Here is a 12,823-nt window from a genome sequence, read left to right on the forward strand (position 1 = left end):
CGTTTTTTTGATAGTTATAGGGAAAAACCGTACAAAAGTCTTTTTGACGACGCGCTAAACAGGGTGCGATTCAGGACGAACGGGGTTCCTGCTCCCCCTGGGGTGCTGAATTTTCGCTCTTTTTTGCCCGTTTTCAGAGAAATTCCGATGACTTCGTTCCCCTGGTCAATCCATGCGAAGCCTTCCTTGACAAAAGGCTTGGAAAATATTGAATTCTTGCCGATGTATTTCCATAGGGGCGCGCCCGCTTCAGAATACAGGAGAATGGACTGGTCGGAAAGGCCCACGAGGATTCGCTTTTCTCCAAGGTCTTCAATTACCTGCAGTGACGATATGGCGCTTTCCATAAGGATTTGTAGCGGTGGGGTTTCTTTGCTCTTCTGATTGAAGAGGTACAGCTTGTTTCCGCTTGCAACGGCAATGGTGGAGTCAAGGGTCAGAAGGTGCGTCACCTGCCCCGTGATTTTGCGTGCGGAGTTTTCCCTGGCTTGTCCGGAATCGTCGCTGAGAATAGTCAGTTCGCCTTCCAGGTTGCAGATGAACAGGGACTCATTTGACTTGGCATGCAAGAAGGGAACGGAGAAGATTTTCCTTGACCAGGCGAGTTTGTTGTCGGGTCTCAGGATTTTCAGGAGAAATCCGTTCCAGGTTGAAATGTAGATGGCGTTTTCGGTCACGTTCGCTTTGAAAGCCTTGCCCGGAAGCTGAATGGAGATGGGTGCTGTGTCGTGGTTCAGGTCGTAAAGCGACAGATTGTAGCCGAAGGCTACCGCAAGAGTGCTTTCGTCATGTTCGATGACGGGACTATTGTCCATGGTGCCGAGTTGCTTGGTGAAACGGATTTCTCCGGTTTCAGCATTGATGCAGAAAAGTTTGTCTGCGGCGGGGTCGATGGTGTATAGGTTCTTTTTGCCGCTGAAGAATTGGGGGTACCTGGTCTTTGGTGAAATGGGGAGGATGTTTACGAATTTTGCCCCGATGGCCTTACTGTAGCGGTTTAGGATAAGTTTGGTGACTTGCGGGTTACTGCTGGAAAGGCGGACCGCTTCGGCCCAGGCCTTTTGCTTTTCTCTTTCGCTGCCGTTCTTCTGCTCTAGGTAGAGTGCCTTGAAGAACCATCCTTCGGCATTGCCAGGTTCAAGCTTGAACAGGGTGTCCAAAATGGGTGGAAGTTCGTCCCATTCATCCTGCTCGACAAGGTCGGCAGCCTGCTTGGCGTATGTTTCCGAAAGCAGGATCTTCTTGCCGTAAAAGTGCGGTGCGATGGAGACTAGCTTTCGCTCTCCGAAATTTAGGTAGAGGTTCCCGTTTGTTTGTATGGGGGCGGATTCGATGGGCTTGGAAAAGTTAAAATGCCATAGAGGATAGAGCAACGTGTCGACAGTGATAATGGTTCCTTCATCGGAGAAAAGACCAAGAGTACCCTTGGCGAGCGGATAGATTGAGAATGCGTCGCTTTGGATGGCTCTCCGTATGAATCCTGTCGACTTGTCGATTAGCGAGACTTTACCGGAAGATTCCAGCAAGGCGATGTCTTTGCCGAAGATGAACATGTTTTCGATGCTTCCTACAGAGACTTTCCAAAGGGGAGTTGTTCTTTGCTTGGGCGCATAGCAGTACAGATAGTTCCCGGAAACAAGGAATAGCATCCGCTTGTCTATAAGGACATTCTTGATGATGTCGAACTGGGCAATTGATTTTTTCGATGAACCATCAAGGGACGATACAAAATGGAGTGCATTGTCCGTGCAGTTTAAGACGAAGTCGTTGGTGGGGGCGAAGAACCCTTCTGGCGTGCATCCGCTGTACTTGTCATCAATCTGGGCTACAATTTTCTTGTTGCTCAAGATGTGGAGCTGTTTTGCGCCAAGGACAATTGCCTTGTTGTCTTCGATAAAAAAGTGGGTGATGTCAGGGATGTAAAAACTGGCGTTCTGCTTGTTGGCGTAAAACGACTTGAATACAAGGCTGTCTTTGTCGCTGGACTGGTACCAGATGCCCAGCTTGGATATGTTGAAAACCTGGCGGTTCGAAGGTGCGTTTGCAATCACTTCGATATGGTCTTCGTTGATTTTGCAGATGGATCCGTCGTGCAGGAACAGAAAAGTGGGATCTTTCCCGTAGACTTTCTGAATGGGGCTTCTCAAGTTGATTGGGGTGCGTAGCAGGGCTTCTGGTGCGCTGTTGGTGGCACTTTCCCGTTCCGAAAGCCAATAGGCCTTGGAAAAATCATTTGTTTTGGCTAGGCTCTGTCCATAATAGAAACTGGCGGAGGCCTTGTTGCTGGATAACTCCTGAATCTTGGCTAAGTAGAAGAAGGCTTTTTCCTTGTCATCTTCATCTCCATTGATGGATGCGTCTTCGAGAATCTTTATCGCTTCGGTTGTCTCGCCTTTCATCTCGAAGATGTAGATGGCTTCCTGAATGGCGCTCTCCATCTTTTCTGCAGAAGCCGTCATAGAAAGCCCGCAAACCCACACGAGCGTGATAATCGTGCGTAGCAAACTACGGGTGCAATCTATGTTTAGTCTGTCAAGGATCATATTATGCGTCAAACTTGTAGCCTGCACCTCGTACAGAAATGATGATTTTCGGATCGGCAAGGTCATCTTCGATCTTTCGTCGTAGATTGGCAATGTGGTTGTCTACGGTGCGCGTCGACGGCATGTTTTCATCGGTGTAGCCCCAGATTTCTTTCAATAGGTCTTCGCGCAAAACGACTTCGCCGCGGTGAGCCCAGAAATACTTAAATATCAGGTATTCGCGAGTGGTGAGATCAAGCGGGACGCCGCCCTTGGTAGCCTCGAATTTCTTCAGGTCAACGCGGATGTTCGCAAATTCCAATACATCGGGAACGGCAACGGAATTGGATCCTGCTTGCGGTTCGATGCGGCGCTTGAATGCTTTGACGCGGGCGAGCAGTTCCAGAATGGAAAATGGTTTCGTCACATAGTCGTCGGCACCCATTTCAAGACCTGCCACCTTGCTTGTCTCTTCGGTTTTTGCCGTGAGCATGATGATATAGGTTTCCGGATGCTTGTTTCGGATGTAGCGACAAACTTCGAAACCGCTCTTCTTGGGAATCATCAAGTCCAAAAGCACCAACTGGGGCTGATAGGAATCGGCTTTGGCTATAGCCTCTTCTCCGTCGCATGCGGTTTCTACCGCATAGCCTTCCATCTCGAAATTGTCCTGGAGACCGAGACGTATGATTTCTTCGTCTTCAACGATGAGTATTTTGAAGTTTTGCGCCATGTCTATTCTGCCTTTTTGAACTTAACTGTAAACGTAGATCCCTTTCCGGGCTTGCTTACGAGCGAAATGGTTGCCTTGTGGGTCTCTGCGACGCGTTTTACCGTAGCAAGTCCAAGGCCGGATCCCTTGGTGCTACGAGTCATTTCGTCTCCCACCCTGTAGAAATCGTTAAATATATTTTTTTGTTCCGATAGAGGAATGCCGATACCGGTGTCAGATACAGAAAAAACGACCCAGTCCCCGTCGTCCTTGACATCAATCTTGATGTCGCCCGGAGCTTCGGTGTACTTGATGGCGTTATCAATTAGATTCTGCACCAAGCTGTAGAGGGCCGTGTAGTCGCCCATTACAAAAACATTGGGTTCAAAGTGGGTGTAGAAGGTGAGTCCCTTTTCAACACCGATGTCTTCGACGGCGTCAAAGACTTTCTTGGCACAAATGGAAAAGTCTAGCCGTTCCCATTTGAAAGCTCCTGTGCCATGTTCCATGCGCGTGTAGTTCAAAATAGCGCCGATGAGGTTCTCGAGCCTTGTCGCTTCTTTGCCTATCAGCGTGGAATACTCTTGCACCTTTTCGGCGCGCTGCAGGCGTCCGCGAGCCATCATTTCTGCAAACATCTTGATGGATGTGAGTGGTGTTTTGAGTTCGTGCGATACGCTAGAAAGGAAGTTTGCCTTCATCGAAAGCAACTTGCGTTCTTGGGTAATGAATCGGAACATGAAGAACGACCCGAAGATGACCGTGATTAGAGCGAACAGCATTAGACCATACATCAGGAACATGCGATGGCGTGTTTCCTTGTGGATATCTTGCATGTCTTTTTCGTACAAGGTAAATTCCCAATCTAGGGCTTCCGATATAATGTGCTGGTCGATGATGGGCGTATTTTCCGGTATTTCGCCCATGATCAAGTTGTCGCTCTTTCCGGTGATGGAAAAGGGAATGTTCTTGTAGCTTTGTATGACGGATTCGAGCTTTCCCAGAAACCTGCTCTTGTAGGCGTCCCTGTCGATGACTGCTATGACCACCTGGTCTCCAGAGAGGTAAGGGTATGACATTTTGAACAAGGTGGTGTTGTCGGTGCTCTTGTAAAGGATGCCCTCTTTGGAGGATGCTTCGTCGTCCAGGATTTCTTGAAACAGGTCCTTGTTGTTGTAGAGAATGTCTATATAGCCTAGTTGACGGTTGAAGTTTTCTCTCAGGTTCCAGAATGCTTCGCGTTTTTCCTGGGAAAGTGTTTCAAAGGAAAGTATCTGCGTAAATGCTGATTCGAAGAAATACCTGGAAAGGGAAATATCGTCGATGTTCTGCTTTTCAAGGAAATGCGCCAGGACGGCAAGGCAGTAATCTTGGGCTTCCTGGTGTTTGCGCTGCTTGACGAGAATCTCGAAATGTAGAAGGTTTACGGAATAGGTCAGGTCGGCATGCAGGTAACCCTGCTGGTGCGGGTTTGCTTCTAGAATGCCAAGGAGCTTTAGGGCGTCGTCGTAATTTTTTTCGCGATAGTAGTACCTGATGAGTCCAAGGATATTCTGTATCTGTTCTTCCTTGGATTCAAAAAAGAAACTGGCCGGGTGGAGGCTTCTGGTGCGCTGTTCCAGGTAGATTTTTTTAGATATGCTGTCCTTGAGTCCGTTTGCTTCTTCTTGGAAAAGACGCCTGTCTAGAAGTGTCGGTACGCTGTTAGAAAAATTGGACGACTTGAAAAAGTTCTTCGATGTAATGTCGGGGTAGATGAGGTTGCCGTTGTTGAATAGAAAAATGGCTTCAATTCCTTCGACGGATTTGAACTCGGCGGCGTGGCCGAAATCGAGCAGGCGCTGAGGCTGTTCGTAAAGGAACAGCGATGCGGCCTTGGTCTCTTGGTAAATTTTGCTCTGCTCTTTTTGAATGGCTTTGTCGACATCGCTTTGAAAAGAAGACAGGTTCTCGTCGAAATTCTTTTGCGAAAGGAACATCTCGTTTTGGATGTTCCTAAAACTGAGAACCGACAGAATGGCCGTCGGAAGAATGATTCCTCCGGCAAATAAAAGGACGAACAGCAGATTGTGGTGCGAAACCTGCATTGCTGGTCCTTATCGATAGTGGGGGATTGAACCTGCGGACTTACTTGGCGATAACTGCACTGTGGGTTACCGATACCCTGTGTCCGACTTCGATTCTTCTGCTTGCCGAATAGACTTCGCGGATCAGGACGGAGGATTCGTTTTCGGTAGCCCTGACGATGATGCCACGTCCTATCAGCCTAGGCGGAAGGGAAGCGTCGGTTTTGTCTTCTTCCCAAATGGCTACAGCATCGCCCGTGTTGTAACCTTGTCCAAATCCTTTGTCGACAAGGACATAGGAGAATGTACCGATGACAAGCATTGGGTCCATGGAATAGCGGATCATGGCGAGCGAATCCATCTTCGCTTCCTTGACTTGGCTGTATCCCTTGACATTGATTACTTCAAGCGGTTTTTTGAGCTTTGCCTTGGACTGGTTAATCTTTATCTCGCGGAAGGTCGTCACGATCTTTGCTCGGGACAGGGTGTCGCCGATGGCGGTAATCTTGGCGTAGCCCGAAAGGCGGAGCAGGGCGAACTTGTCGAATCCGCTTCCCTTTGCTGTTGGGACTTCTATCGCCTTAGCGTCGATAATTTCAACGAGATCCCCCCTCTTCAGGGTGCTGTCGGTTTTCTTGCCGATTCCGATGACGACTTCTGATTCGGGTAGGTGGATAATGGGCTCCTTCTTTTCACCGGAGCGAATGGAGAAGAATCGCTTGTCGTTCTTGATGGAGTCGAGCGTGTATATTTCTGGGGCATGCAGCTGATAATAGCCGTTGAAAATCTTGGGAGCGGGGCGCTTCTGGTAATAATATTCGTCAACGGGCTTTGGCTTCTTGATGCTCTTCTTGTCCTTGTCGCGCAGGTTGCCGAGCATGTCCTCGAAATCGGAATTGCGTTCGTCGCCGTTGTCGCAACCAGCATTGGTCACCGAGTAGCCCTTGCCCTTGGGGAGCGCGGAATCGGAAATGGCGGCGTTGCAGGGATACTTGCTTTTTTCAGTCGTGAGCACCGTCTCTTCACGGATGGAATCGCCCAGGTAGATGGAGTCACCTGGGTAGATCCAGTGTGGGTCCTGGATGTGGCGGTTATTTTCCCAAAGGTCCGGCCAGGCGAAGGGATCCTTGAGGAATTCGTCGCTCAAGTCCCAAAGGGTGTCGCCTTCCTTGACAACATAGGCGGATGCCAACAGGGCGGTAATGCCAAGACAGATGAATGCACATTTTAAAAGTCGCATAAATATCCTTTACAGGCTGTTTTACTCCAATAATTTAACCTTTTCTTTGCTTAAAAGTTGGGGTTCCTTGGGTAAAATGCGGATTTTTTACTGAATTTTGGCGGTAAATGCGTTCCTGCGGTCGTTGAACATTTCGAGAATGCGTCTTTTGGGCCGGGTTTTGTCCCAGCAGACCAGCTCGGTCGGGAACAAACAGGAACAGTACTTCGAACTTACCGGAACCAGCTTCAAGGTAGAGAGGGATACTCTTTCGAAGCATGTAGCTTTCGTTTCGGAACTGCTTGATGGTTCGGGATGCGATTTCCAGGTCCGACGTCTGCAATAGGATTCGTTCGGGTCTGGACAGTGCTGCAGCCTGGACAACTCCCTGTGCGAGAGGTTCTCCCTCGGGCAGGTTGAAATAGAATGTCCAGCGGCCCTCGTTTTCGCTCTTTCCGAAAAACTTGGAGAAGAAGTCCTGTTCCACGTGCCCGCGGATGAATTTCATGTTCTCGTCGACGGCGTTGCGTGCGTTGAGTCTCGAAGAGAGCATCGCGTATTCGCGGCAGTCCATCGATACGACCTTCTTAAATTGGCTTGCCAACGATGCACTCACAAAGGAAGATCCCGAATAGAACTCAAAGAAACAGTCTTCGCGGTTGGGGTGAATTGCTTTTTCGATGCGCGAGGGAAGTCCCATCCATGCGTCGCGGATTTTGGGGGCCCAGTCAAGCACGTGCATGCTGATGCCTGTGCCGCCGATGGGCATGAAGTCGCTTCCGAAGGCGCTCTTCACTTCAACTTTGACGGGGGTGGTTCCTGCAGGGTCGAATGTGATGTCCGGCATACATTGGATATGGTGGCAACTGATCACTTCGGGGCATGTTCTTTGCAGAAAGTCGACGAATGTCTTGTAGCCATGGGCGGAGAATCGACCCCGCAGGTTGACTTGGGCGAGCAGGGCGAAATGTCCGTCGCCGACTGCTCGGAACCAAATTTGGCGCAGTGCTTTCTTGAAAATGTGCAGATGTTCTTTTTTAAGTTGTTCAAAAACTCGGGTGATGAGTTCGGGGGTGTCCATGCCGCGTGCGGGGGTTTCTATGGAAAGGCTCTCCTGCTGACCACGGTATGTCTTGACAATGCGCCAGTCAGAGTGCTCGGGAATGGCGTCTGCTGTGAACCAAGCCTGGAATTTTCCTGGAATATGCTCGTTTTCGACCCATGCGGTGAGCTGTTGCTTCATGTCTTCGAACGAAAGCATTGCTTTGCGTACAGGCTTTTCTGCCTTCATGGCTTCCGTCTGTTCCTTGTTGCGACGAACGGAATTTCCGCGTGTGCGGTTGTTTGTACTTCTAAAATCTTTTTTCATTCTTTCTTGTTTCATTACACATTACTCAATACTAATTCACTAACCACTAACCACTGTCTACTGCCTACTGTCTACTTCCAACTACACCAGGAATCTCGGGTAGATCCATGAACATTCTCTTGCGAGAGTCTTCGGAAATTCACGGAAATTTCCGTTGATCTGATACAGGTTCAGGCTACCTTCGACCGGCAGGAGCTTGATGACGGAGTCTGCTCGCGATTCGAGATAGGGGTATTCATCCAGGTTGCAAGAAGACACAACCGCGCATCCCGTGAGAGCGATGATGGTGTCGATCATCTGCATTAGAATCTGGTGCGGCGCTCCGTTCAGTCTAGTGGACTTCGGGTTGTGAAGCACTGCTGAAATGGGATCAATCACGACAACGCGGTAGTCGTGGTTTTCAAGTTTCTTTGCACCTTGGATTCGTTTGGCAATCAGCTGCGCCGTCTCGATGGGTGATAGCGCTGTTCCGCGCAGGTTCAAGAAACCGAACTTGGGGGTGCTTGCGTTCAGGTTACGCTTTGCGCCCAGCAGGTAAAGACGGTTCAAGAAGACGGACTTGGTGAGTTCAAAGTTGATGAAAAGGACGTCGCTGGAAGAAGTCGGATTTCCAAACCAGTCTTCACCGTAGCAGATCGAAAGTCCAAGGTCCATCAGGGCAAGCGATTTGCCACTCTTAGGAGGTGCTGTGAACAGGAAAAATTCTCCTGCACGGAGCATGTTTTCGACAATGGTCTGGTCTTTTTTCGGAGCTTCTTCGGTGTCGCTTGCAAGTTCGATAAGTGGCTTGCCATCAAGCGAGTATTCCACCCATTCGCGCCATTCCTTGAAGTTCTTTGCACCTTGTTCAAGCCCGATCAGGTATTGTTGCTTGCCTCCGCGGAGAACACCGGGCATTCGAACCATCATGTGAGGGTTGCTGTTGCTCTGGTCAACCTTGAAACCTTGCGAGTCGAGAGTCTTGAAGAGGAAGTCTACGCGCTCGTTGTATTCTTCTTCGTCGTTGGCAAAAATCTTGATCCAGGCCTGCACGGAATTTGCGCCCGTGTTCACAAGGGCTGCGCAAGGCAAGTTCAATGCTTTGTAGTAGGCGAGCTGCTTGGCCAGGGACATCTTGGGATTGTCGACCACAACATAGCGGTAACGCCAAGATTCGTCAGATGCGTCGTCGCCGCCTTTGGTGGCATTGATGCAGAGGAGCGCTCCTTCGGGGCTATCCAGACTCTTCATGATTTTCTTGATGGAGTCGTCCTGCCCGATGATGTTGGAGACGAGTTCTTCGGTGCTGTCGGGAGTGTTTGACACCTTGAATGCAATCGTTTCATCAGGGTCAAAGGTGGCTTCCAGAAGCTTAGCTAGGTCCTTGCGCCAGTCTGCGGCTGGCCAGGGAATGGAGAGTGCTTCGGGATCAATCTTGAAGTTTTGCAGCAGTTCCAGAGACTGCGTGTCGAGTCCCATGGCAAGCATTTGTTCCATCGAAATCATGCTGGCCGAAAGCGGATTGATAATCGGCATGGCGACCGTCTGCGGGGTCGATGCGGCCTGAGAAGCATTTTCCGCAGACGGGGCTGCGTTCTGCGCCGTCGCTGCGGGGGCTTCTTCGGTGCGTTCAGAGGTTCGCTTCTCGGCGGAGAACGCCCGGCGAAGGGTCTGCTCGACCTCTTCGCCGTCCATGCCGTCGTCGCGGGCCTTGCCGCCCAGCTGGAAACTCGCGTCCATGAATGTCCAGCCTTCTTCCATGGCGGCAACACCCGCCTTGTACAGTTCGGCTTTGAGTTCATTTACGCTGTTAAACTTGTTCTTGAGGAACAGGTTAATGGTCTTTTTTGCGTTTTCCATAAGCGCCTCGAATACTTTATCGTATTGAATGTAGCTTTTTAAATCAAAAACGAATAATTAAAAATGAAAAATTGTAAAAAAAAAGGCGATAAATATGAAAAAACACCCCAGAAAAGTCTCTAGGATGTTGAATTTTAATTTGTATAAAATATTTTCTAAGCTAGAAATGTAATGTGGAATGTGAAATGAGGATCGTTTAACCTCGCCTTTCACATCTCTCACCTCACATTATTTTGTCGGATTAAAGCTATCCTTCAGGCCAACCGTGCGGTTGAACACCAGGTGGCCCGGCTTGGAATCCTCGCTGTCAAGGCAGAAGTAGCCCTGGCGCATGAACTGGAAGCGGTCTTCAAGTTTTGCGTTTGCAAGGCTCGGTTCCACCTTGGCCTGCTTCACAACCATGGATTCCGGGTTCAGGTAGTCGTGCCAGTCTTCGCCTTCGGGAACTGCCGAGGGGTCTTCGAGCGTGAAGAGATTGTCGATCAGGCGCACTTCGGCATCCACGGCGTGAGCGGCGGAAACCCAGTGGATGGTGCCCTTGACCTTACGGCCATCGGGAGTTTCGCCACCCTTGCTCAGCGGGTCGTAAACGCAGTGAATCACCTTCACCTTGCCGTCGGCGTTCTTTTCAACGCTCTTGCAGGTCACGAAGTAAGCGCCCTTCAGGCGAACTTCGCCTTCCGGCTTCAAGCGGAAATACTTCTTCGGCGGTTCTTCCATAAAGTCGTCTGCTTCGATGTAGAGCTCGCCGCTGAACGGAACTTGGCGGGTACCTGCGTTCGGATCGTTCGGGTTGTTTTCCACTTCGATCATTTCCACCTTGCCTGCTTCCCAGTTGTCAATCACGAGTTTGACCGGATCAATCACCGCCATTACGCGGTTCGCGGTCTGGTTCAGTTCTTCGCGGATGCAGAAGTAGAGCAAGTTCACGTCGACCATGGAGTCGGCCTTGGAAACGCCGATGCGGTCGCAGAACTCGCGGATGGAACTCGGGGTAAAACCACGGCGGCGGTAACCGCAGACCGTCGGCATACGCGGGTCGTTCCAGCCCATTACGGCCTTCGTCTGCACCAGTTCGAGGAGCTTACGCTTGCTCATCATGGTGTAGGTGAGGTTCAAACGGGCAAATTCAATCTGCTGCGGGCGATTGTCCAGACCCAGTTCAATCAAAAACCAGTCGTACAGCGGACGGTGAGCTTCGAATTCAAGCGTACAGATAGAGTGCGTAATGCCTTCGATCCAGTCGGAAAGCGGGTGCGCAAAGTCATACATCGGGTAGATGCACCATTTGTCACCGGTGCGGTGGTGGGTGCAGTGCTTGATGCGGTAGATGACCGGGTCGCGCATGTTCATGTTCGGACTCGAAAGGTCCACCTTGGCGCGTAGGCACTTTTCGCCGTCGGCATACTTGCCGTCGCGCATTTCACGGAAGAGCTTCATGTTCTCTTCCACGCTGCGGTCGCGGTAAGGGCTCGGACGGCTCGGCTTGCCGGCGTCGTTACCGCGGTATTCCTGCATCTCGTCGCGGGTCAGGTCTTCTACATAGGCCTTGCCCATTTCGATCAGCTTTTCGGCAAAAGCGTAAATCTGGTCGTAGTAGTCGCTGGCGAAGTATTCGCCGCCCTTCCATTCAAAGCCGAGCCACTTCACGTCTTCACGGATGGAGTCCACGTATTCCACGTCTTCTTTGGTGGGGTTCGTGTCGTCGAAACGGAGGTTCGTGATGCCGCCGAAGTCCTTGTACTTGTTTGCTGTACCGAAATTCAGGCAGATGGACTTGGCGTGTCCGATGTGGATGTAACCGTTCGGTTCGGGCGGGAAACGGGTATGCACGCTCTTGCGCTTGCCCGTCTTGAGATCGTTAACGATAATGTCCTGTACAAAATTCGAAGATTCAGGGATTTCCATGGTTAATCCTTTAGTTTTTAACGCCGCAAAATATAGTAAAATGGTTATTTTCTTATGCTCTTGCCGAAACCGCCGTGTCTGCTTCCGCCGCTGCGGTTGCTGCTACCACTGCTTCGGGTCGAGTTGACATTGCCGAAATTCTGTCTCTTGTTTTGTTCGGCATAATCGTCCTGCCAATCGTCATTGGAGTTTCGAATGGTCATGGTTCTTGGTGTGTGGGCGGCCTCCCTTTGAATGTCGGCCTTGGTCTTGTTGAATGTCGGCTGCGGAGCTGTGTAGTTGCGAGGCGCTGAATGGTGGTTCATCGGAACTTTTGTGGGTCTGCTGGGAGGAACCGCGTAATGATCATTTCTCGGCGGGGCCGAATGATGGTACCTCGGGGGAGGAGGAGCGTAATGATGATGGCGCGGGCGCGGCCTGTTATGGTACCAGCGGTAATCGTGGACATAGATCAGGTGCGTGTCCCATTCGAAACGGCTTGTATTCCATCCCCAGGGGTCGTAATAGGAGCCAATCCATACTCCGGAACGGTAGGTGAGTCCTGGGTATCCTCTAGAATAGGTGTAGTAGACTACGCGTGGATTATATACAGGAACATATATATATTCCTTCTGCACGGGTTCAATGACAATGGTCTTTTCCTTGATGACCTTCACCTGTTCGTTACTTTGCAGATGTCCGTGGTGGAGCGCCGAAGTCCTCATTCGCTGAACCGCATCCATCACGGCCTCTTTTTGCGTCGCGACCGCATCGCCCAGCTGATCCGTCCAAACCTGGTATTTTGCCATGGTTGCAAGTACGGTCGGGAACGGAATCAACGCCTGCACGCTTTCATCGTAGGGGAGCTCTTCGAGCTTGATTTGTTCGGCGAGATCTTTTCCTTTGAGATTCTTGTGCTGGTTAGCCCAGTCGGATGCCCCCGGAATTTCATCTCCATGAACCGATGCTGCAAGAACCTGCACCAGTAGGGGGTCGGGGTAAAGTGCGATTGTTGATACAAGGGTGTCCAGCTCTGCAGGGCTAAATTGCTCGTTTGCAAAAGTTGTTGCGGGTAGGCATAGAATGGCTGCCGTTGCGCACCACAGCCATACTCTTTTGAGCCCTGCAGAAAATTTTTTTGATTCGGTAAACATGTTTACCTCCTGTTACCTACATATTATACAAAAAACCGGTCTGCGTTGTCCGAGC

The 12,823-nt window shown here is 50.4% G+C and carries 8 protein-coding genes; all 8 read right to left on the reverse strand.

Annotated elements, in window-relative coordinates; translation table 11 throughout:
- Nucleotides 1-14: 14 nt before the first annotated feature.
- The 8 genes from ACKI61_RS09185 to ACKI61_RS09220 all read right to left on the reverse strand — a co-directional run bounded on the left by ACKI61_RS09185 (nucleotide 15) and on the right by ACKI61_RS09220 (nucleotide 12,768).
- Entirely contained in the window at nucleotides 15-2,543 is a 2,529-nt protein-coding gene (locus ACKI61_RS09185; protein ID WP_407457434.1) for a tetratricopeptide repeat protein, read from the reverse strand.
- Between the two features lies 1 nt (nucleotide 2,544).
- Entirely contained in the window at nucleotides 2,545-3,255 is a 711-nt protein-coding gene (locus tag ACKI61_RS09190) for a response regulator transcription factor (RefSeq protein WP_407457435.1), read from the reverse strand.
- A 2-nt stretch (nucleotides 3,256-3,257) separates the two neighbouring features.
- Entirely contained in the window at nucleotides 3,258-5,321 is a 2,064-nt protein-coding gene (locus ACKI61_RS09195; protein ID WP_407457436.1) for a sensor histidine kinase, read from the reverse strand.
- Nucleotides 5,322-5,361: 40 nt separating this feature from the next.
- Entirely contained in the window at nucleotides 5,362-6,540 is a 1,179-nt protein-coding gene (locus ACKI61_RS09200) for a LysM peptidoglycan-binding domain-containing protein (RefSeq protein WP_407457437.1), read from the reverse strand.
- 34 nt (nucleotides 6,541-6,574) lie between these two features.
- A complete protein-coding gene (locus ACKI61_RS09205) occupies nucleotides 6,575-7,903 on the reverse strand; it encodes a hypothetical protein (protein WP_407457438.1) in 1,329 nt (442 codons plus the stop codon).
- 66 nt (nucleotides 7,904-7,969) lie between these two features.
- Complete coding sequence (locus ACKI61_RS09210) at nucleotides 7,970-9,727, reverse strand: AAA family ATPase (RefSeq protein WP_407457439.1); 1,758 nt, start codon at nucleotides 9,725-9,727, stop codon at nucleotides 7,970-7,972.
- 228 nt (nucleotides 9,728-9,955) lie between these two features.
- Nucleotides 9,956-11,635, reverse strand: a complete 1,680-nt coding sequence (locus ACKI61_RS09215) for a glutamine--tRNA ligase/YqeY domain fusion protein (protein WP_407457440.1) — start codon at nucleotides 11,633-11,635, stop codon at nucleotides 9,956-9,958.
- A gap of 44 nt (nucleotides 11,636-11,679) precedes the next feature.
- Nucleotides 11,680-12,768 (reverse strand): DUF3300 domain-containing protein, encoded by a 1,089-nt coding sequence (locus ACKI61_RS09220; protein ID WP_407457441.1) that lies wholly within the window; start codon nucleotides 12,766-12,768, stop codon nucleotides 11,680-11,682.
- Nucleotides 12,769-12,823: the final 55 nt, after the last annotated feature.

The sequence above is a fragment of the Fibrobacter sp. genome (genome assembly GCF_045601785.1).
Classification (GTDB): Bacteria; Fibrobacterota; Fibrobacteria; order Fibrobacterales; family Fibrobacteraceae; genus Fibrobacter.

Bases quoted from the DNA above. Each gene is read 5' to 3' on its own strand.
- ACKI61_RS09185 (WP_407457434.1), bottom strand. From the start codon at position 2,543: ATGATCCTTGACAGACTAAACATAGATTGCACCCGTAGTTTGCTACGC.
- ACKI61_RS09190 (WP_407457435.1), bottom strand. From the start codon at position 3,255: ATGGCGCAAAACTTCAAAATACTCATCGTTGAAGACGAAGAAATCATA.
- ACKI61_RS09195 (WP_407457436.1), bottom strand. From the start codon at position 5,321: ATGCAGGTTTCGCACCACAATCTGCTGTTCGTCCTTTTATTTGCCGGA.
- ACKI61_RS09200 (WP_407457437.1), bottom strand. From the start codon at position 6,540: ATGCGACTTTTAAAATGTGCATTCATCTGTCTTGGCATTACCGCCCTG.
- ACKI61_RS09205 (WP_407457438.1), bottom strand. From the start codon at position 7,903: ATGAAACAAGAAAGAATGAAAAAAGATTTTAGAAGTACAAACAACCGC.
- ACKI61_RS09210 (WP_407457439.1), bottom strand. From the start codon at position 9,727: ATGGAAAACGCAAAAAAGACCATTAACCTGTTCCTCAAGAACAAGTTT.
- ACKI61_RS09215 (WP_407457440.1), bottom strand. From the start codon at position 11,635: ATGGAAATCCCTGAATCTTCGAATTTTGTACAGGACATTATCGTTAAC.
- ACKI61_RS09220 (WP_407457441.1), bottom strand. From the start codon at position 12,768: ATGTTTACCGAATCAAAAAAATTTTCTGCAGGGCTCAAAAGAGTATGG.